At 55.4% G+C, this 20,791-nt stretch carries 22 protein-coding genes; 8 read left to right on the forward strand and 14 right to left on the reverse strand.

Annotated features, from left to right (window positions below; translation table 11 throughout):
- Positions 1-39: 39 nt before the first annotated feature.
- Positions 40-501: a carboxymuconolactone decarboxylase family protein gene (locus FCH38_RS22750; RefSeq protein WP_149898519.1), complete on the forward strand. Its 462-nt coding sequence runs from the start codon at positions 40-42 to the stop codon at positions 499-501.
- Between the two features lie 25 nt (positions 502-526).
- Here FCH38_RS22750 and FCH38_RS22755 read toward each other — a convergent pair whose 3' ends face one another.
- The 3 genes from FCH38_RS22755 to FCH38_RS22765 all read right to left on the reverse strand — a co-directional run bounded on the left by FCH38_RS22755 (position 527) and on the right by FCH38_RS22765 (position 2,938).
- Entirely contained in the window at positions 527-1,168 is a 642-nt protein-coding gene (locus FCH38_RS22755) for a YitT family protein (RefSeq protein ID WP_137083434.1), read from the reverse strand.
- Positions 1,169-1,249: 81 nt separating this feature from the next.
- Positions 1,250-1,861 carry a YitT family protein gene (locus FCH38_RS22760; RefSeq protein WP_153514106.1) on the reverse strand — a complete coding sequence of 204 codons (612 nt, stop codon included), beginning with the start codon at positions 1,859-1,861 and terminating at the stop codon, positions 1,250-1,252.
- Between the two features lie 135 nt (positions 1,862-1,996).
- Positions 1,997-2,938: a methyltransferase gene (locus FCH38_RS22765; protein WP_174375259.1), complete on the reverse strand. Its 942-nt coding sequence runs from the start codon at positions 2,936-2,938 to the stop codon at positions 1,997-1,999.
- A gap of 167 nt (positions 2,939-3,105) precedes the next feature.
- Here FCH38_RS22765 and FCH38_RS22770 point away from each other — a divergent pair, with 167 nt between their 5' ends.
- Complete coding sequence (locus FCH38_RS22770) at positions 3,106-3,372, forward strand: DUF6460 domain-containing protein (RefSeq protein WP_045022252.1); 267 nt, start codon at positions 3,106-3,108, stop codon at positions 3,370-3,372.
- Position 3,373: 1 nt separating this feature from the next.
- The gene (locus tag FCH38_RS22775; protein WP_153513140.1) at positions 3,374-3,871 is read left to right on the forward strand and encodes a CAP domain-containing protein; all 498 of its coding nucleotides are present in this window, start codon (positions 3,374-3,376) and stop codon (positions 3,869-3,871) included.
- Positions 3,872-3,936: 65 nt separating this feature from the next.
- Here the strand turns inward: FCH38_RS22775 and FCH38_RS22780 are convergent, their stop codons facing one another.
- Entirely contained in the window at positions 3,937-5,028 is a 1,092-nt protein-coding gene (locus tag FCH38_RS22780; RefSeq protein ID WP_174375260.1) for a quinone-dependent dihydroorotate dehydrogenase, read from the reverse strand.
- Positions 5,028-5,381 carry a DUF952 domain-containing protein gene (locus FCH38_RS22785; protein ID WP_149898516.1) on the reverse strand — a complete coding sequence of 118 codons (354 nt, stop codon included), beginning with the start codon at positions 5,379-5,381 and terminating at the stop codon, positions 5,028-5,030. The genes FCH38_RS22780 and FCH38_RS22785 overlap by 1 nt, the downstream gene beginning before the upstream one ends.
- Positions 5,382-5,621: 240 nt before the next feature.
- Here FCH38_RS22785 and FCH38_RS22790 point away from each other — a divergent pair, with 240 nt between their 5' ends.
- On the forward strand, positions 5,622-6,272 hold the full coding sequence (locus tag FCH38_RS22790; RefSeq protein WP_149898515.1) for a response regulator: 651 nt from the start codon (positions 5,622-5,624) through the stop codon (positions 6,270-6,272).
- A 113-nt stretch (positions 6,273-6,385) separates the two neighbouring features.
- Positions 6,386-7,036 (forward strand): S24 family peptidase, encoded by a 651-nt coding sequence (locus tag FCH38_RS22795; protein ID WP_046800522.1) that lies wholly within the window; start codon positions 6,386-6,388, stop codon positions 7,034-7,036.
- 47 nt (positions 7,037-7,083) lie between these two features.
- Here FCH38_RS22795 and FCH38_RS22800 read toward each other — a convergent pair whose 3' ends face one another.
- Together FCH38_RS22800 and uppY are read right to left on the reverse strand one after the other, a co-directional pair.
- On the reverse strand, positions 7,084-7,836 hold the full coding sequence (locus FCH38_RS22800) for a polysaccharide deacetylase family protein (RefSeq protein ID WP_174375261.1): 753 nt from the start codon (positions 7,834-7,836) through the stop codon (positions 7,084-7,086).
- Positions 7,837-7,862: 26 nt separating this feature from the next.
- Positions 7,863-9,158, reverse strand: a complete 1,296-nt coding sequence (gene uppY, locus FCH38_RS22805; RefSeq protein WP_174375262.1) for a Wzy-type polysaccharide biosynthesis protein UppY — start codon at positions 9,156-9,158, stop codon at positions 7,863-7,865.
- Positions 9,159-9,447: 289 nt separating this feature from the next.
- Between uppY and uppX the strand changes: the two genes are divergently transcribed.
- Positions 9,448-10,740 (forward strand): Wzx-type polysaccharide biosynthesis protein UppX, encoded by a 1,293-nt coding sequence (uppX, locus tag FCH38_RS22810; protein WP_174375263.1) that lies wholly within the window; start codon positions 9,448-9,450, stop codon positions 10,738-10,740.
- Between the two features lie 101 nt (positions 10,741-10,841).
- Here uppX and FCH38_RS22815 read toward each other — a convergent pair whose 3' ends face one another.
- A complete protein-coding gene (locus tag FCH38_RS22815; RefSeq protein ID WP_153513134.1) occupies positions 10,842-11,603 on the reverse strand; it encodes a transporter substrate-binding domain-containing protein in 762 nt (253 codons plus the stop codon).
- 170 nt (positions 11,604-11,773) lie between these two features.
- On the opposite strand from FCH38_RS22815, the gene FCH38_RS22820 reads away from it, so the two are divergent.
- Positions 11,774-13,714, forward strand: a complete 1,941-nt coding sequence (locus tag FCH38_RS22820) for a glycosyltransferase family 2 protein (protein ID WP_174375264.1) — start codon at positions 11,774-11,776, stop codon at positions 13,712-13,714.
- A gap of 222 nt (positions 13,715-13,936) precedes the next feature.
- Here FCH38_RS22820 and FCH38_RS22825 read toward each other — a convergent pair whose 3' ends face one another.
- From FCH38_RS22825 to FCH38_RS22850, 6 genes are all read right to left on the reverse strand, one after another.
- Positions 13,937-14,230 (reverse strand): hypothetical protein, encoded by a 294-nt coding sequence (locus FCH38_RS22825; RefSeq protein WP_174375265.1) that lies wholly within the window; start codon positions 14,228-14,230, stop codon positions 13,937-13,939.
- Between the two features lie 90 nt (positions 14,231-14,320).
- A complete protein-coding gene (gene aqpZ / locus FCH38_RS22830) occupies positions 14,321-15,007 on the reverse strand; it encodes an aquaporin Z (RefSeq protein WP_149898510.1) in 687 nt (228 codons plus the stop codon).
- A gap of 412 nt (positions 15,008-15,419) precedes the next feature.
- The gene (locus FCH38_RS22835) at positions 15,420-17,219 is read right to left on the reverse strand and encodes a hypothetical protein (RefSeq protein ID WP_153513133.1); all 1,800 of its coding nucleotides are present in this window, start codon (positions 17,217-17,219) and stop codon (positions 15,420-15,422) included.
- 179 nt (positions 17,220-17,398) lie between these two features.
- Positions 17,399-17,788 (reverse strand): GtrA family protein, encoded by a 390-nt coding sequence (locus FCH38_RS22840; protein WP_174375266.1) that lies wholly within the window; start codon positions 17,786-17,788, stop codon positions 17,399-17,401.
- On the reverse strand, positions 17,785-18,519 hold the full coding sequence (locus FCH38_RS22845) for a class I SAM-dependent methyltransferase (RefSeq protein ID WP_153513131.1): 735 nt from the start codon (positions 18,517-18,519) through the stop codon (positions 17,785-17,787). Before FCH38_RS22845 ends, FCH38_RS22840 begins: the two co-directional genes overlap by 4 nt.
- The gene (locus tag FCH38_RS22850; protein WP_336510817.1) at positions 18,488-19,519 is read right to left on the reverse strand and encodes a glycosyltransferase family 2 protein; all 1,032 of its coding nucleotides are present in this window, start codon (positions 19,517-19,519) and stop codon (positions 18,488-18,490) included. The genes FCH38_RS22845 and FCH38_RS22850 overlap by 32 nt, the downstream gene beginning before the upstream one ends.
- A gap of 560 nt (positions 19,520-20,079) precedes the next feature.
- Here FCH38_RS22850 and FCH38_RS22855 point away from each other — a divergent pair.
- Positions 20,080-20,791, forward strand: a 712-nt coding sequence (locus tag FCH38_RS22855) for a hypothetical protein (RefSeq protein ID WP_174375267.1), incomplete at its 3' end; no start/stop codon positions are given.

Genomic DNA, 20,791 nt, shown 5'->3' on the forward strand with positions numbered 1-20,791 from the left:
TGCATGCCCTCAAATACACCCCAACCACTGGAGAGACCGATGAAAACCCGTATCAACTATGCCAAAGCCTCCCCCGAAGCCTTCAAGGCCGTGATGGCGCTGGAAAATTATGTCCAGAGCAGCGGCCTTGAGCGCCGCTTCGTTCACCTCATCAAGCTGCGTGCCTCGATCATCAACGGCTGCGCCTTCTGTGTGGACATGCATGTCAAGGAAAGCCGCCATGACGGTCTTGCCGAACAATGGATCAACCTGATGAGCGTCTGGCGGGAATCTACCGTTTATACCGAACAGGAACGGGCGCTGCTCGGCTGGGTAGATGCGGTGACCAGGATTGCCGAAACCGGTGCGCCGGATGATGCCTTCGAGACCCTCAAGGCGCAGTTCTCCGACGAAGATATCGTGAAGATCACGGTTGCCATCGGCGCCATCAATACATGGAACCGCATCGCCGTGGGCTTCCGCTCGCAGCACCCGGTGGATGCGGCTGCGAAGGCAGCCTGACCCTTCGATCTAAAAAGGACGACCGCTACATGGCGATGTAGCGGTCGTTCCTGTGATTGACGGCAAGGGTAAGGTTCATGACCAGCGCGCCGAGGATGGAGCAGAGGATGACGAAAGGCGTCGCGACGAAAAACGAGCAGGCCAACACCATGCCATCAAAGGCGAGCTGCACGAGGCCGGCACGCCAGCCGAAACGATCCTGTAGATAAAGCGCCAATATGCCGAAACCGCCGAGGCTGGTGCGGTGGCGAAACAGAGCCAGCATGCCGGCGGCGACTGTCAGTCCGCCAAAGAGTGCGGCTGCAATCGGGTTGATGCTCTCAAATGCGAAAAAGCCCGGCATATATTCGGACAATAATGCCGTCATGGCGATGGCGCAGAAGGTCTTGATTGTGAAGGCAAGGCCGAGGCGACGGAAGGCGAGATAATAAAACGGCAGGTTGGCAAGAAAAAACACCGCGCCGAAGCTGAAGCCACTGGCATAATGCGCCAGAAATGCGAGACCGACCACACCGCCGGTGAGAAGACCCGCGGCGGAAAACAGCGTGACGCCGAGTGAAATCAGCATGCTGCCCGCCAGAATAGCCTGCGCATCTTCCAGCAGCGAATGGCGATCGGGCGCCGACGTCCAAAGGTTCAATCGCCTGCGCGCACTGGTATCGTCCATGCATTTTCCCCTGACTTGCCCGATCTGGCCCGACCTTGCCCAGCTATTGCGCCCAAGCACGACGAATTTCAAGCGCTCAGCTTAACGCACGACGATGTATCTGTCCGAGCGGTGGTTGATGGCGAGGAAAATGTTGAGAACGAAAGCGCCGACAATCGAATAGACAACGGTGGCCGGATCAATGACGAGAAAAGCGCAGAGCATGACAAAGGCATCGAATGCCAGCTGGATCAGGCCGGCGCGGATGCCGAAACGGTCCTGAATATAGATGGCCAGAATGCCGATGCCGCCGAGGCTGGCGCGGTGGCGATAAAGCGCCAGCAACCCATAACCCAGCAGCAGACCACCAAGCAGCGCCGCCCAGAGCGGATTAATGCTGTCGATGACCATCCAGCGCGCCTCCACCTCCGTCAGCACCGAAACGAGGCCGATGGCAATGAAGGTCTTGAGGGAAAAGGCAAGGCCGAGGCGGCGGAAGGACAGGTAATAGAACGGCAGATTGACGAGGAAGAACAGCAGGCCGAAGCTGATGCCAAAGGCGTAATGCAGGAGAAAAGCGACGCCAGCAGTGCCGCCGGTCAGAAGGCCGACCTTGTTCAGGAGATAAAAGCCGAGCGCCGAGACGATGGCACCGGTAACAATGCCCTGCACGTCTTCCACCGGCGCATGTTTGGCCGGATCGGAACTCCACATGCTGTAAACGCTTCTCGTTCTGCTCACGCTTTTTCCCTCAATTTTCCTGTATATTTTGCACTGCAAAAAATACCGGATCAAGATGGATATGTAAGCAAGACTGACCTATCATGAAAAAGGCAAGAAACGGAATGTTCAGCCTTGGGCGCGTGCAAGAAAGAGAATGCCGGAAAGGGGTTTTCCGGCATCCTTGCGAATGGTGGTTTTGCGGATTTCGATGAGGGAAAAGCCCGTCCGCTCAAGAAGATCGGTCACGTAGCTTTTGGAATGGGCGTAACGAAGGGATTCCCGCAGGACGAACCCTTCCCCATCTCCGGCATCCTCCACCGAGAAGGCGAAAAAGCCCGATGGCTTGAGCAGGGCGGAAACAAGCGGCATGACGGTTTCGAGGCTACCGAGATACATCATCACGTCGGCAGCGGCGACGAGATCGGCGCGATGTTGCGCAAGTGCCGGGGTGAACAGTCCCGAGGTCTCTTCATTCAATGAAAGATCGGCCTGGCCGAGATGGTCGTAAAGACCCTTTTCCTCGGCCTTGGCCAGCATGTTCTGCGAAATATCGAAACCCTCCAGCCGTTTGGCGAGGGAGCGGATTTCGACACCAAGCAGGCCGGTGCCGCAGCCGATATCGACAATGGTGTCGAAGACGCCGCCTTTCGCCGCCTTGCCGATCAGCTCCGCCAGCTTTTGTGGCACGCTGTAATCCAGCTTCTCAACAAGCGAGGTTTCGAAGCGGTCGGCATAATCGTCAAACAGCCCTTCCACATAACGGCTCGGCGGCTGCTCGGGTGTTTTCGCGGCGCCGAGAACCGCAAGTTTCAGTTCGGCTGCAAACAGCCCTTCCCTATCAAGCTCGGCGACTTTTTCGTAAGCCGCCACCGCTTTTGCGGTCTCCCCCGCCTTTTCGTGATATTCCCCGAAGCGAAACCATCCCGCCGTCCACCGTGGCGCAAGTTCAAGCGCCTGTTCCATAAGTTCGGCGGCGGCGGGATATTCACCGCTTTCCGCCAACATGCGGGCATAGTCCGCCCGGCGGTCGGCAATGACGTCACCGGAAGAAAACTGGTTTGGGGCCATCAATGATTCCTGAGAAGATGTCGGCTGTCATTTATCAAGCCATAAAAAAACTCAAGTCCTATTTCATGGCGCACGCGTGGAATTGGTGAATATGACGCGATATAGTGCGCCGAACTTGCATCGAAGCGGTGTGCTGCATATGTCAGGACAAAACAGGAGACTTGCTGATGGCCGGTGAGGTCAACAAAATGCTGGGTGATACGGTGGCCCGCACCGTGGTGAAGCTGCTGGTGGTTTCATTGCTCGTCGGCTTTCTGATGGCGATCTTCGGATTGACGCCGTGGAACATCATCTACAGCGCACGCGATTTCGTGGTCGACCTGTGGCGCAGCGGTTTCCATGCGCTCGGCGCAATCGGCGACTATCTGATCCTCGGGGCGACGATCGTCATTCCCATCTTCATCATCCTGCGCCTTCTGAGCTATCGCCGCTGACATGACCGACACATCATTCCAGACGCTTACCCGACGCGGCTTCGTGCTGATTTCCGCCGGCTCAGTCCTTTCCGCCTGCGTTTCCATGCCCACCAACAAGGGAATGCCATCCGGCACCCGCGATGAGACGGCGGCGGCGCTTCCGATGGTCAATGATCTACGCCGCTCGAAAGGGCTTTCGCCGCTCGCCATCAATGGCGCTGCAAGCGGTGCTGCCGCCTATCAGGCCGGCCGCATGGTCAAGGCGCAGAAGATGGCGCATCTGATCGGCCTCACCGACAGTTTCCTCATCCGCATGAAGGATGGCAAGGTGCCGCTTCCGGCTGCGGAAAACGTGGCCGCCGGGCAGGACAGCGTCGAGCGTGTAGTCAAGGCCTGGATCGGCTCGCCGCATCACCTCGAAAACATGCTTGGGGCTTATAATGGCCTTGGCGTCGCGGTTGCCTATGACGCCGCCAGCCGCAACCGGCCCTATTGGGCGATGGTGCTCTGCGCCTGATCAGATGACGGAAGCGGGCTTCACGGGCAAGCGCGTCGCCGCGCGCCCCCAACCCCGTTCCAGAATCAGCCGAGCTTGCGGTCGGCCCAGCGATCGACCGTGCTGTCGCGCATGTCACGAATAGACTGAACGCGCTCACGCGCGATCAGCTTCGACAGGCCCTTGACGATGGTGGACGGCAGGCCGGGGCCTTCATAGACCATGCAGGAATAGAGCTGCACCAGATCGGCCCCTGCCCTTACCTTTTCCAAAGCCGTTTCCGCAGATGAAACACCACCGACGCCGATGATCGGCATATTGCTGCCGACGCGACGGCGCATCTTGGCGAGAACCGTGGTCGAGAGCTCGAACAGCGGCTTGCCGGAGAGACCGCCGGCTTCGCCTTTGTGCGGACCGGGCCGCAGGCCTTCGCGTGAAAGCGTGGTGTTGGAGACGATCAATCCATCGAGATCATGGGCCAGCGCTTCTTCGGCAACATCATCCAGCCCCTCTTCGGTCAGATCGGGCGCGATCTTGAGAAAGATCGGAATGCGTTTGCCGAAGCGCTCAGTCTCCGCCTTGCGGCGTTCCAGCACCGCGGCGAGAAGGGCAGCAAGGCTTTCACGCGCCTGCAGGTCGCGCAGACCGGGCGTGTTGGGCGAAGAGATGTTGACGGTGAAATAGGATGCAACCGAATAAAAGGTTTCGATGCCCCGCACGTAATCGGCAATGCGGTCTTCGCTGTCCTTGTTGGCTCCGATATTGACCCCGACAATGCCGCGCAGCTGCGCCTGCTTCAGACGCTCCAGCGCTGCGGCATGGCCTTCATTGTTGAAACCGAGGCGATTGATGACGCCTTCATCCTCAACCAGACGGAAGATACGGGGTTTCGGATTGCCGGATTGCGCCTTCGGCGTAACGGTGCCAATTTCCGTGAAGCCGAAACCGAGCCGCAGAAGCGGCCCCGGCACTTCGGCATTCTTGTCATAACCCGCCGCCATGCCGAGTGGGTTGGGGAAGACGAGACCGGCAATCGTCTGCTGCAGGCGCGGATCATGTGGCACCATGCAGGTGGGCAAAAAGCCGCTTTTCAGCGCGGCGATGGACAGCCCATGCGCCTTTTCCGGATCGACCAGAAACAGGCCCTTGCGGCCGATCGAGGAAAATAATCCGTTCATCACAAAATCTCCGGAAACTGGTGCTGGCCATCATGATCGAGTGAGAGCGGCGTTTCCCAAAGCACGGCCGTCAGAGGAAGAGACGCATAGAGGTGAGGGAAAAGATCACCGCCTCTGGAGGGTTCATAGACCAGCTTGTCGCCCAGCGCTGCGCCGTCGACTGCAATCAGAAGCAGATCGACCTGGCCGGAAAAATGCCGCGCGGCGGTCTCGGCCACCTGTTTCGCCGTCGAAAAATGAATAAAGCCGTCGGTCAGGTCGATAGCCGCACCTTCGAACACGCCTTTTGCCCTCGCCGCACTCCACAACGTCTCCGGCACGATTTTATAAATGATCGCGGGCGTTTCCTGCATAGGGCTCTCCAAGGCTTTCCACTCAGCGGGATTTGCCGCAAAGCTCGAAGATTGTCCACAGTTTCCACGGCATTTTTATTGCGGAGAGCTTCAAAGGCCGCCTCTCCACAAGCTTTTTCTTGTAATGCGCAAGCGATTGGCGCAACCTTGAGCGGAGGAGCCGGGTGCGTTTCGACCACCGGCAAGGGAGTGCACCAGTACCGTAAAAGAACCGCATAACGCCCTTGGGAGGGGGCCAGAATGTCGGAACTTGTCATTATTATTGCAGATGATCACCCGCTTTTTCGCGGTGCCCTCAAACAGGCCGTCTCCGGTCTTGACGGGCAGCAGACCATTGTGGAAGCAGGAGATTTCGAAGCCGCCCGAAGCGCTGCAACAGCGCGCCACGACGCCGATCTGATGCTTCTCGATCTCGCCATGCCGGGGGTTAGCGGATTTTCAGGCCTGATGGCGCTCCGGGCGGAATTTTCCAGCCTGCCGATCGTCATTGTTTCGGCAACGGACGACGCAACCACCATACGCCGGTCCATCGAACTCGGCGCTTCCGGTTTCATTTCCAAATCCTCTGGTATCGATGATATCAGGGACGGCATCCGCGCGGTTCTGGAAGGCGATGTCTGGATACCGGCGGGTCATCAAGGCGAGAAGGAACAGGATTCGGACGTCGCCGATCTCATCGGCCGGCTCAGAACGCTGACGCCACAGCAGAGCCGGGTTCTGGGCATGCTGGCCGAAGGCCTGCTGAACAAGCAGATCGCCTATGAGCTGAATGTTTCGGAAGCCACCATCAAGGCGCATGTCTCGGCGATCCTCCTGAAGCTCAAGGTCGACAGCCGCACGCAGGCCGTCATCCAGCTCGCCAAGATAAATACATCGGCCATGGTGGCATGACCAAAGGATTTTATTCCTTTCCTTTCTTTACTCAAGGCCGGATATAGTCTAGATTCCGATGGGTAAACGACAGGAGCTTTTCCGCCATCGGCTCCATCTGCGGGCTTTCTATCATGCTTTCACACGAGACGATCTGGAGCGCCATCGATACGCTTGCCAAGCGCCATGAGCTGACGCCTTCGGCATTGGCGAAGCGTGCCGGTCTCGATCCTACCTCGTTCAACAAGTCGAAACGTTTCGGCCCGGACGGACGCAAACGCTGGCCCTCGACGGAATCCGTATCAAAAGTGCTGGAGGCAACGGGGGCGAGTGTCGATCAGTTCTTCGGCTACGCTTTCGGCAAGGCGCAGACCATGCAGCCTTCCGGTGCCGACAACGCCATTCCGCTGCTCGGTTTCGCGCAGGCCGGTTCCGGCGGCTTTTTCGACGATGGCGGTTTTCCGGCGGGTCAGGGTTGGGATGTGGTGGAATTCCCCTCTTCCCCCGAACGCAAACAGGGTGTCTACGCACTGGAAGTGCAAGGCGAGAGCATGATGCCGCTTTACCGCGATGGCGATATCCTCATCGTGGAACCCGGCGCGCAGGTGCGGCGCGGTGACCGTGTGGTGCTGAAAAGCCGTGACGGTGAAGTGATGGCCAAGGTGCTGGCGCGGCAAAGCCCCAAGAACATCGAGCTTCTGTCGCTCAATCCCGAACACCCGAACCGCAGCTTCGACATGGCCGATGTGGAATGGATCGCCCGCATTATCTGGGCCAGCCAGTAAGCGCGCGGATAAAGAGCCGCTGACGCTATACCAAGCAGAATAGACGTTCAGAGGCCGAGCGCATTTGCGGCGGCATCCACCGTCATGACTTTCGCCCCCCCGGACGTCGCCCGACGCACAAGACCCCGAAGCCGCTCTTCCGGGCAACCGTAAAAGCTTGGTGTAGTCGAAACATCATGGGTGAAAATGATGAGCCAGCCGCCATTTTGCAAAACATCCTCCAGCCAGCGGTCAGCGGCATCGAGATAATTTTGATCCGACCGCAATTCGACGGCGGCAAGATTATGCGGATCGACGCTGCCGCGGTTGATGCCGGGCATGATGCCGCGGACGGTTCTGAACCGGCGCCGCAACAGGGGCTGCATGACCGGCGAGGCCATGCCGAAAGGAACGGAGAAATTCTGCCTGTGCCGGTTTTCGTCGAACGATCCGAGCACGCTATCATTACGGTCGAAATCTTCTTCAAGCCCGCGCCGTGAAAAGCTCGAAAGTTTGCGATGGGAATAGGTGTGGCAGGCAAGCTCGTGGCCGGCCGCTGCAAGCTCGGAACAACCTTGTGCGGAAATCATCTCCTGCTCTTCATCGTGCCCATCGATAAAAACGCCGGCAATGTAAAACGTCCCGCGAACGCCCTCCTCTTCCAGAATGCGGGCGCCCCTTGTCCAGGCGCTCGCCGGCACATCGTCGAATGTGAAGGAGACGAGGGGTTCGGATGTTTCGATCCGCACCGCCGGTCCCGGAAAATACCGCACGAGCCGGTTATTGACCCGGTCTGCAATCGTTCCGATTTTTTGCGTCATACACAGCCCCCCGGCCTGTCAACAAATTACTGCCCCTGTTCAAGTATGTCGTAAGCCTGATGCCTCAAACAATAGATTGCAATCAGAAGAGACGACCAGATAGGCCCTGTTCCGGTAAAGAAATTACTCTCAAGACACGAAGAAAGTAAGGCATACACCCAAATTCGTCCAAAAAGCCGCGTCAGACCCGGATCCGTGCCGCGGTCGACCGCCGTGCGAAAATCATTTGCGGGAATGATGACGAGCCATATGACTGTCAGGATAAAGGCCGGCAGGCCTCCATTCAGCAGGCTTTCGACATAACCATTATGGGCATGAAAGGCCGTGACCGCCCAGGTGCCGGCAATATCGGCCTGCGATAAAAGCCGGTCGCTTGTCCAGAACGCCTGAAAACCTTGCCCGAAGATCGGGGATTGCGCAAAGGTGTCGAAGGACAGACGCCATATGTCCGTCCGACCGGTGAAGGTGGCATCGATCCCCAGGCTTTCGACGAGGTTCTGTATGCTCGGAAAATAGGTCGAGCCGACCGCGAGGACATTGAGGAAAGCCAGAAGACTGCCGATCATCAGCAATGTCCGACCGGCATGTCTTTCCATGATCCAGATCAGCGCGATGGTGACGGGCAACAGCATCGCGGCGGTTTTTCCGTTGGTTTTCCAGAGGAAGAACCCCGCCAGCAGCGTGATCGCAATACCGCCGACCGTTGACCAGGCGTTACGCAGATAAAGCCCGACCATGAAAAGAATGATCATGGCGGGCGCGGCGGCATTCTTGTGGTTGAAGATGCCGCGCCAGTCACCCGCAAGCGCTTTTTCCTCAAGATCATAAGGCTGGTGGATCGCACGCGATCGCAGGAAGATCACCCCGAAATAACAAAGCGCCAAAAGAATGATGGCGAAAACGGCCATCATCCGGTCGAACTGCCGCCGGTCCCTTGGCATGACCACAAGGACGCTGGTGATGAAGCACAGTAGCGCGGTGAAGATCAGGCGTTGCAGCGAGGTGCCAGGCCCCGCTCCAACCACCGAGCAGATCACCAGCCAGGCAAACAGCAACAGGATGGGCAGACGCGGCCGCAGCAAAAGCCCCGTCAACCGGTGGCGCAGGGCAAACACCCCTAAAATCAGCGCGATCACCAGTCCGGTCAGCTGGTTTGCAGCGGCGTGCGGCACAGGCGGAGCGGCAAGGTTCTCGAAAGGCGCTACCGAAATCCAGATATAGAGCATCGTGACGACGAAAAAAATCGCGTCACGACGGCCGCCCGAAAGCGACATGGCGCTGCTTTCCGCAGAAATGGACTGCGTATCAGCAAAGCGCGGCATGGTCGCCTGCATCGGGAACGGAAAATCGGATCATTGGCCTGCCTTGTGACGAACAACAAAACCCTTGTGAAACCGGGCCATGTCCAAATAACCATAAACGGTCATTATCATCATTATTGTGCAATTGCTTTAACCCTCTCTTACCTCAAGAAGGCTAAGACAGGAGAAACTGCCATTCATTCAGGTTACTGGCATTCAGATTACTGGCCGATCACCGGCTTTTTCAGTTCGCGAAATATTGCAAGGCAGGGCGGTCATTGTTGAATTTGCCCGGCAATGTCAAAAAAACATGGAGAATGAGGTGTCGTTGAATACGCCGCGGTTCGGCCATCTAGTCAGACTGGGATTGACCTACATGGCATCCGGCGGGGCACTGCTGATGTCCAGCGCCGCCCAGCTTTTGACGTTTGCCCTGCTCGCCCGCCATCTCGGTGTCGAACAATTCGCGCTTTACGCCTCGATTACCGCCGTGACCAACCTGGGTGTGCAGATCTGCGGCATCGGCTCGCAGGAATCGCTCATCCGCCGCGTGGCGCAGGATCGCAGCATGTTTCCCGTCATGCTCGGCCACAGCTACCTTTTGAGTGCGGCGACAGGCGTGGTGCTGACCATCATCGGCATGGTAACGATCCCGGTGTTTTTCCCGACCTCGGAAACATTGCTGCACACGCTCATCACCACCTTTCTGATCCTCATCACGAACCTCGTTCTCCTGAAAGTCATTTCGCTTTCCACACAGAGTTTCATCGCCCATTCCGACTTCGCCTCGGCCAACAAGCTGGAAGTGATGTTTGCCGTGGCCCGCACGATTGCCGCCGTGGTCGCCTGCCTCGTCTTCAAGGTGGAAACGGTGGAGGCCTGGGCCTTGTGGAACCTCGCCGCCCACACCATTGCGGCCGTGATTTCCGTGAAGGCAATCAGCAGGCTCGGCATGCCCGTGTTCCGGATCGTGCGCGATGAAATCCGCATCGGCATTCTGTTTTCCACGCAGTTCCTGTTCAAGGCCGTGCGCGGCAATGCCGATATTCTGGTTCTCGGCGCCATTGCCAGCGCCGAGGTTCTGGGCAGCTATTCAATCGCCCGGCGGATTCTCGACAGTTCCTATCTCTCCGTGGAGGCGCTTAACCGCTTGATCTATCCCGGCTCGGCCTCCGCCGCCCTGCAGGGCATCAGCAAGACGATAGAACGTGCCTACAATGTGCTGAAGGCCGCCCTTGTCATCGCAGCCGGCAGCGCATTGGCGATCTTCATCATCGCACCATTCCTGCCCCTCTTGTTCGGCGACGAATATGTTTCGCTGCCCGTCATCACCCGTGTTCTCTGCTGGGCGGTGATACCCATGGCTGTTGCGGCAACGGCGCTTGAAGCACTCGGCGCATCCGGGCGGCAGGATATTCGCGCCAAGATATGGAACAGCGGCAACCTCATCGGTTCCGTCGTCGTCGCGTTTGCCACCTGGTCTTTCAGCATTTCAGGAACGATCGGCAGCTATTTCATGGTCGAGACCGCCATTGCCGCTGCGGTGTGGATCGCGCTTTTGCGATTGCGCCGCAGTGACGAGGCGTTTGCCCCCGCGAAATAGGATTATAACGTCACGGGCGATCTGAACCGGATCGACACAGAAACTATCGCCATCCGCACCGTTTCCGAGCGTGAAGCCGCTACACCGTTTTCCCGAATGCTCTAATAGAGCCCGTAGGGAAAATAACGGCGGTAGATTTCTTCCAGCCTGCCGTTGCGGGAAAGTGCGGCAAGCGCCTGATCAAAGGCCGGCACAAGCACATTGTCCGGATCGACCGCCATGATGGAAAGGCCTTCGCCAAGAAACCTGTCGGACATATAAGGTCCGCCAAAGAGCGCGCAGCAGCCCTCGGCGGCGCTTCCCGAAATCCAGAAAGGCAGGCGCAGGCCGTCAGCAAAGATGGCGTCCACCTTGCCCGTCTTCAGGGCTTCATACATGGGCTCATAACCCTCGAAACCTTCCGGAGCGGCTTTCGGGAAAAATGCCTTGAGCATCTGTTCATGCCGCGAACCGGCGACAACTCCCACTTTTTTTCCCGACAGGGCATCAGCGCCGGTGCCGGAAAATTTCGCAGCCTTGTTGACCGCCAGACGGGCCGGCAACAGCAGATAAGGGCGCGAGAAGGTAAAACTTTTGCGCAGGTCAGCGGTGGTGGCGATGCCGGAAATCACCGCTTCGCCTTCTCCCATTTCCAGGGCCGCCTCCAGCTCGTCAAACGGCAATGCCTGCACCTGGCACTTGCTTTCCACCTTCAGCTGGGCGCAGATTTCACGCACCAGATCGACATGGAAACCCGCAAGTCGGCCCTCCTGATCGGTAAAATTGAACGGCGGGAAATCAACCGACATCAAAAACCTGATCCGGGGCACGGAGGAAAGATCGCCGCCCGGAAAGCGCTCCTGCGCATCGAACAGCACCGGCATGCGGTTTCCGTCCGAGAGACCCTCGGCATGGGTTTCGCCAATAACACCAAAAATTTGTAAAGCGACAGCTAAAGTAAAGCCAATACCTATATTTCGCGTTACATTCGTCATTCTCATCTATACTGTCCGTGGCAGAATGTGGGACATTACCATGACGGCGGCGGCGATGCATGGATCAATCTAGCCATTATACACGAGAATCGTTTCGCACGACGTCAACGGAACGGAAAATTGCATTTTCATTCACGGGCGATGACCCACAGTGGATCGCTGCTGAACAGGCTGAACCCGGACAGGCGCAGTTCCTCGCCTCGCTGGGCTTCGGCAAGCCCTATATCGACGCATTCGAACAGCGGGCTCTTAAAAACGGCTCGACGATGGAAGATGAATTGCTGGCAAGTGGCCTTGTCCAGCCGGAAGCTTATTTCGGTGCCTTTGCCAGATTTCTGCGGCTACCGTTTTTCCCGGAAATCGATCCGGAACGGGTCGAGGATATCAAGAACCTCGATACGCAACTTGCCGAAACGCAATTGCTTCGGCTGAAGCCGCTGAATGGCAGACCGCTACTTCTGATCGTGCCGGCGCTGGGACAGATAGAATCGCTGAAGACCATGCTCGATCGGCATCCGCATCTTTTCGACGAACTTGCCGTCACCACGCCGCATGCCATGCGCAGCGCAATCTGGAAGGCAGGCGAGACACGCCGCAGCCACGAGGTGCAACAACGGCTTTTCAACGTGGCGCCGCACCATTCCGCCAGGATTACATTACAGGGCCAGCAGGGTTTCTACACCGGCGTTCTGGTTACGCTGCTGATGCTGTCGCTGCTGTTTTATGCGGAAGTGGCTCTGGCTTACGTTCACGTCAGCCTGACGATGCTCTATTTCTTCACCCTGCTTTTCAGGCTGTTTGCGCTCGTTAATGTTCCGCACGCTCCAACGGAAAACGAAAAACAAACCCTCCCCGCGCTCCGAAACGACAGCGACCTGCCGGTATACACCGTTCTCGTGGCGCTTTATCGCGAGGAGGCAGTCGTCGAGCAGCTCATCGGCGCGCTGGAGCGTCTGGACTGGCCCAGGTCCCGACTGGATATCAAGCTCGTCTGCGAAGCGGATGATGACGCGACGATCGCCGCCATCAGGCGTGTCAGTCCCGGTCCGCATATCGAGGTCATAAAAGTGCCGCCATCCCTGCCGCGCACCAAACCCAAGGCGCTGACCTATGCACTCGCTGGGGCGCGGGGTACATTCGTTGTCGTATACGATGCGGAAGACCGTCCCCATCCGCAGCAATTGCGCGAAGCCCATGCCACCTTTCGCAGCCAGCCGGATGAAGTGGCCTGCCTGCAGGCGCCACTTATTGTCAGCAATGCATGCTCCTCCTGGCTCAGCGCGTGTTTCGCACTGGAATATTCCGGTCTCTTCCGCTGCATGTTGCCGGTTCTTGCCGCACACAGGCTGCCGCTGCCGCTCGGCGGTACTTCAAACCATTTTCGCACCGCCGTGTTGCGCCGCGTTGGCGCGTGGGACCCCTATAATGTGACGGAAGATGCCGATATGGGCCTCAGGCTGCACAGGCTCGGTTATCGCTGCCGTGTCATTAGGCGGCAGACGCTGGAGGACGCGCCAACCTCGCTCTCCGTCTGGCTGAGCCAGCGCGCGCGCTGGTACAAGGGCTGGCTGCAAAGCTGGCTGGTGATGACCCGTGCGCCGGTTACAACTGCGCGCCAGATGGGATGGATCGACTATATCGTCTTTCAACTGCTGATCGGCGGAATGCTTTTATCGTCACTGACCCACCCCCTGCTGTTTCTTTCCTTCACCTTCATGGCCAGGGCGATCCTGGAAAGCGGCACAGATATACTGTTTTCCTGGCAGGGCATTCTGTTCATCATCGATACGCTGAATATTTTCGGAAGCTACACCATCTTCGTGCTGATGGGCCGAAACAGAATGATACCCTATGAAAAGAAACAGGTCGGGAAACGCTGGCTAGCGATCCCGTTTTACTGGCTGATGTTGTCTTTTGCGGCATGGCGCGCGGTTGTGGAACTGAAAACCAGACCCTTCGTCTGGAACAAGACACCGCATATACCGGCCGTCAAGAATTAGGCCTGACGCGGCATCCGCAACATCGGTGAATGCAGTCTTCGCACCTCTCTTCGGCGGCCGCAGAATACGTCCCACCATTGCAACCCGTGCTACTGCATCTCGCAAAAATCCGGTTCTGGCGGCGTTGCCGCTATCAATACGCAATAGACCAGAATGCCTTGCCGAATGAGGTGTCTCCTCCGGCAAGGTCTGTCACATCACCACGACGGTGACTGAACGACCCTATTTGGCGACGAGTTTGTTCTTGATCAGGCCGACAATGATCTGAACGATCAGACCGCCGACACCGCCACCAACCAGTTGGCCGGCAAGAGCGCCGATATCCACACCGCCGGCCGCTGCAGTTCCCGCGGTTCCGAGCAGCGAGCCCAGCACTGTTCCGCCGCCGATGCCACCGATGGCGCCGGCGATCAGGTTGCCGAGTGAGCCGAGATCGGAATCCTTCACTATCTTCCCGCCAGCCGTGCCGCCAACCGCACCGCCCACGATTTGGGCCAATATCGAAGTAAGATCCATGTCATCCTCCTCACTGGTTTCCCCGACCATTCAGGGAAACAAACGTCCCATTCATGTCTGCGCGGGCGAAGAGAGCGCTGGCCTTGGGCCTTACTCTTTCTCGCCGAAAAGTTTCCAGATCACAGCACCGATGGCGCCGCCGAGTATCGGAGCAAGCCAGAACAGCCAGAGCTGCTGCAGCGCCCATCCACCGACAAACAATGCCTGTCCCGTCGAGCGGGCCGGATTGACCGAGGTATTGGTGACCGGAATGGAAATCAGATGAATAAGGGTGAGGGCAAGTCCAATGGCGATCGGCGCAAAACCGGCCGGAACCCTGCCATGCGTCGATCCCAGAATGACGATCAGGAAAAACGCCGTCAGGATGACCTCGATCAGCAGCGCTGATACGAGGGAATATCCGCCCGGTGAATGTTCTCCATAACCATTGGCGGCAAAGCCACCAATTTCGGCCCCCGCCTTGCCGGTAAGGATGACATAAAGCGCCGCCGCCGCGACGATCGCACCCAGGACCTGCGTCACAATATAAGGGACGAGGTTCGATGCCGGGAACTTGCCGGCAACCGCCAGACCAACGGAAACCGCCGGATTAAAATGACCGCCGGAGATACCTCCGACCGCATAGGCCATGGTCAGAACCGTCAGGCCAAAAGCAAAAGCAACGCCGAGAAAACCAATACCAAGCTCAGGAAACCCAGCAGCGAAAACCGCACTGCCGCAGCCACCGAAGACAAGCCAGAAAGTTCCCAAAAATTCCGAAAGAAGTTTGCGACTCATAACACTTCCCCATAATGTTACGACTGCATCAACTATCACGTGCAATTTAATCGTAGTCAAGATAAATTGCATATTCGCATAGCAACTACAAAATGGCGCGCCATATTTTCAGTTAGGAAGCATCTCGAAAACCGTGAAACTGGAGTGCGTGAAAAGGACCCAGCCTTTGCTTTCAGAAACAAGCACGACGGTTCCAGCGAGATAGTGCTGAGCGAGGGCATCGCCAATGCTGCCTTGTCCTGATATATTCTTTTACTAGCTACGCGAGTATCGGCATTACAATGTTTGATAAAGCCTGTCACAAGCAGTCATCATTTATGACATTTCGAAAACCGGCGAAATGAGACAAACGCGGCTCAATTAAGACTCGCCCAACCCAGTTTCTGCAGCCACACCTTCAGGAAGCGGCGACTTATGAACAATCCGACCGGTTTTGCGACATACACGCTCGGCGAGTGATCTCATACCAGGACTCTCCCTCCGGTTCACTCCAGATTTTAGTGGCTGTAAAGTTTTGGTGCAACAAACGCCAGATCTCGCGCGATTTGTTTGAATCAGCAACAACTGTCGCAAAACCTTGGACCCACTCGTCCTCGCTGCCTGTCCAATACGCGGGCGTCACCAAACGATACCCAAGCTCAAGGGCGCGATCAATGTCGGCAGTCACCTTTGTAGCGTGCTGCTCGGCAGTCCACTCCGGGTGTTGCACGGCATCCCTAACAAACCCGATCCACTTAAATAGGGGCTCTTGCGCAGGTGCCGGCGGCAGCGTCTCTATCCCGACATAAGAAGCCATGCCGTATAGCGACGATTGCCATGTGATCGTGCCGTCGAAGTCATGGTACACAAATACTGTTTTGCTCGGATCGAACTGCGCATTAATGGCAGCGATCCGATTCATCGTCCTAGTGTCATAACCTTTCACTGCGTAAGCAACAGCAAAGTTATAGCTCCCCAAAACGATCGGGGAAGCGACTGCCAGTGCTAGTGCAAATCTTTGCAAAATTATTGACGATCCGAGTTTGCTCATCCGTATCAGGCGATCTATCAGAAGCACCCAACCGAATAGCAACCAGATCGTAACGTTGATCTGCATCTGCGGGTCTTGGGGTTGTGAATAGAGATTAAAAACGATTCCACACCCGGCGTTTCCCCCTACGATCACGAAGGCCGCGCAAACTGTCGGATTACTCCGATTGCGCCACGCATACTGCAAACATAACCAGCCGAGCACCAGCAACAACGCTGTCGCAACGAGGATTTCCGTCGCCTGAGTCGTCATTAACCAAGCAGGGTCCCAAATATATCGTCCGCCGATTAGCGCTTCCGCGACCCCGGCCCATTCGAACCAAACCTTGTTAAGAGAGAAGCCACCCCAACCGCTACCGACACCCTTGCCAGTCCAAAACAACGTCGTAAACAACGTGATGGCTTGTTCCGCCGTATTCACGGTCAGCGTAAGCATCGCTACAATCGCCGGCGGGACAGCCATCGCGGCAAGAAATAAAAACGGCCTCAAGATGCGCTGCGAACGAGTACCGGGTGCCAGAAATAACGCGAGTAACAATGGCGGCAGACTTGGAAACATGAGCCGCCATTCAAACAACCACCCAACTGCGAAAAGCACTCCTACAACCATAATTCGCGGCGCCGACGGCCGACCGAACCAGGCGCAAGCCAGTAGCGTGCTCGTCAAAACGATTGAGTATCCTGGCATAATGTCTTCGTTGATGAGCCCGTGCAGAAGAATGTAGCCCGACATCATATATGCCGTTACCGCCAACAAGGTGACGAAGAGATTGCGCGTCCAAGCTGCGACGAATGCGAAGGCAACAGCTCCCGCAACTCCAGCGAATATCGCATTAATTACAGCCATTTGTCGCCAGACCAAGTCTGGATACACGCCGACCTCTGTCAGCAATTTCGCAAGAGTTGCATACACCGGATAGAAAATTGCATTCGATGGCTGCATCAGCGACCAGGAGGGGCTTTCGATCCACCTTCTAATGTCGATGCTCTTCCAAAGTCCGTTTGTCGTCGTGATATGGACATTGTCAATGACGCTCTGAGCGATTAACAGAAATATAGTGATGGCCAAACCATAGGCAAGCGCGGTGCCGATCTGGAGTAGAGACTTCGGGGTTTGTCGAGAAACGCCGTCCGAAAATTTCAGCAATTGATGCCCCGTCCTGTGATCCGTATAACTGTTCAACACTATCTCGATAGAGGATCGCCGTTGGGCAATTCGTTCACCAACCGTCTATCAGGCTTGCACTGGCATGTCGACGTCTTGAGACCGTGTATAATATTGCACTCATCAGCAGATACGCGAGACGGCAGGTCATCATCCACCATTTAATTGAATCTCCAATTTATCACTTCCTGCCACGGTTAGTGGGACCGAACAGCAAATACAAAATATCTGCATAGTATAAACATGGAAACCGTATAAAATGAAATTCCAATAATTTGCAAAAAAAATTGATTCACCGATGAATACATGTCGCCATAAAGTACAATAAGAAAATTTAAAGAATACGAAAAAAGCGCCGCCGCTATATACCGCAGCAACACCACAGTCGTCCGCTGATCGCTCCTGAAAGTCCAGGTTCTATTTAATAAGAAACTTACTAAAAGACCGACTATATACCCAGAGGCATTTGCGATCAGCAGATTCGTATCAAATACATACATAAGTACATAGATAGCAAGGAGACCAACGGCAGTATTAACAAGCCCGACTGTGCCAAAGCGAAGAACCTGCCAAACAGCGTCAATCATGCGCTCTTCCGTGCTAGCATGCGGTACTGAGCCCCTAAAGCTAACCATTCAAGGCGTTTCTCCAGTGGCCGCAACTTTCCCAGAGCGGAAGGGAAGAATACCTTATATGCTACCTGAGCAGACGCCCAACCTGCTTTCCGAGCCCGAGCCCGCATCACGCCTCCGCGTATGAGATGGGCGTTGACATCAAGTTCGCATGTATTGACGGCGCGCTGCGTAAGTGGATTTAGGGGATTATGTTCGTAGATGGCGAGAACGCCCCCTGGCTTTGTAACGCGGCACAACTCTGCCAACCAATGCAGATGCTCGTCATGCGGAATGTGGTGAAATACACATGCAGAAAACACAACGTCCTGGCTATCCGTTGGCAATGGTACGTTTCCATCAATCAGCAGGTAATTCTCGTTGCCGGGAAATCGAGTTTGTGCAATTTCAATGCTGCGTGCGGAAACATCTGCGCAATTTATTTCGCTCCCAGGAAAGTAGCTCCGGAAATACGGTAAGGAATTACCTATACCGCTTCCAAAATCTAAGATGCTCGCCACGGGTTTATTCTCTCGTGTGAACCACCTTGCGAGATCGGCGATTTTATACTCTGAGAAATACTCCGGAGCTTCGCCCGTGATCGCTATGTTTTCTTTGTGAACATTACGATACTCATCGGCCAGGAGGTCGAATTCGGCTTGCAGGCGTGCTCCTCTAGAGCCCTGCGTCTTGGTCTCGTTGTCCATGTTCGAGCGCCTTTACTGTTGACGTATTGACTACTAGTTCCTCCGAGCAAAGAACGTCCTGAATAATAAATAAGGGCCGCCCCTTTGATTCTATGTAAAGTCTACCTAGGTATTCACCCATAATCCCGGCCACAAACAACTGCACGCTTCCAACTGCAAGCACAATTACGGCAAGCGACGCCCAACCCTCAATCGTGTTCCCGAGGAGGTATTCGACAATCACATATCCAAGCAGAAGCAATTCCAGAAAGCCAAAACCTAGACCCACGTATGTCGCCACTCGAAGCGGGCGGATCGAAAATCCCGTGATGGCATCGATCGCAAAACGAATCATCTTGTGAAGCGGATATTTTGTCTCACCAACAAAGCGAGGCGCTCTCTCATATTGAACCGCCTCCTGCCGTAGCCCAATCCAGCTAACCATTCCGCGAATAAAACGGTGATGCTCTGGCATGCTGTTCAAGACATCGAGCGCACGCCGGCTCATCAACCTGAAATCGCCCGTATCTGGTGGAATGTCTATATCCACTATCCTATTGAGAAGGCGGTAAAAAATAAAGGCTGAGGCTCTTTTGAACGCTGTTTCGCCCTCACGCTTTATTCGTTGTCCAAAGACAACGTCACAACCCAGATCCATACGGCTCATCATGTCTGTCAATAACTCGGGCGGATCCTGCAGATCCGCATCGAGAATAAATACGCGGTCACCGCGGCACATATTCAGCCCAGCAGTCAAAGCAAGCTGATGTCCATGATTGCGTGATAAGTTAACGGCAACGATGTGTCTGTCTCGCTCTGCCAATTTAGACATAGCGGCCCAAGTCCCATCAGAAGATCCGTCGTTTACAAGGATTAACTCGTACTGATCAGAAACACAGCTCACGCAAACTTCTGTCACGCGACGATGCAGTTCACCCAGGCCATCCACTTCATTGTAACAAGGAACGACAACCGACAGCATCCTCGAATCGCCTTTGCCTTCGTTTTTTTTAGTAGCCACGAGCGTCTCTTGATTACTGCGTTTGGAGCCCTATACAGCAACCCAGCATATCCATCAACTAAATGATGATTATCCGGATATCCTGTCCTGGACCATCCATTTCGAGTAGCTGCGGGGGTATCCTTAGCTGCGGTAGAAGACGCCGACCGCTCCGTCAGATAGCGAACTGGATTCTTTTTGCCTCCTGTTTGCCGCCTATGCCATGCCTCAATACCCAAGCGGGCCGGCTGGGGCTCATTTGTGGCACCGTATGTGAAAAATAGGTAAAGCCAAACGCTGGACTTTCTATTTAATAACAATAACAAATAGATAGGAACTACGGAAGATAATTTCTCTGGAGCGGGTGAAGGGAATCTAAATAATCAATTAATTATTTGATTAAATGACATTAATTGAAAATCCTTTTATAAAATACCGTTCATTATACCGGAACGGCCATTGGATCTGTGCGGATTTCTTGAGATGAATATCTTACCCGTTACATAAAAAATATCCCGCCCAGCGTCGAAAGCAATTCCAACCTCGAATATCGTCATCCCGAAGCAACAGGAGCTAGCGGAATGGACGTAGTAGAAATTCTTGATTCTGGAGAACTAAATGCAGCAGTGAAGGCAATCGAGATTCTGCTGGAAAAACATCAGCTACCCAGGAAAAGCCCCACTCAGAAAACGTTTAAAGAAATCGTGCTGGGCCGGGAGTTTAGAGCCAGAGACGCACTTAATGTGATTTTGAGCAGCGAACCCGCCTATCCTGGATTTAGAGAGGTTCTTTCATCTGGCTTTATTGGTTGGGCGTTATTTCCTGATGCCCAACCAGTACGTCACGCCTTGATGACGCATGCTGTACTCGATCACATGGATGATCACGATCTTTTGGTTGGCTTGATTGACCATCCACTCGACTTACACCGCGATATCGTCTCTCGCTACGTTCTGACTGGCGTTGATTTTTTGTCAGACATCTATGATCCCCTTGGGGGATACCAAGCATTCGCTCGAATTTTCAGCCTGGACAGCCTTTCCATACACGCCAACTCGGAAGACAAGTCTATCAAGACGGTTGTTCGAGCACTTCTATACTTGCACCATGGCGCTGATCGCTACAAGCAGCCCGAGTTCGATTTTGCTCCCAGTCTAAACCGCGCTCCTAAAATACTCGCAGATATAAAAAAGTCCCTAGGGGCAGAAGCTTACCGCACCCAATATGTGGCCGGATCATTGCTCCACGACAGATGGAGCAGTTCGAAACAAACATTGGCGCTACTCTACGCAG

Source organism: Agrobacterium tumefaciens, assembly GCF_013337285.1.
Lineage (GTDB): Bacteria > Pseudomonadota > Alphaproteobacteria > Rhizobiales > Rhizobiaceae > Agrobacterium > Agrobacterium burrii.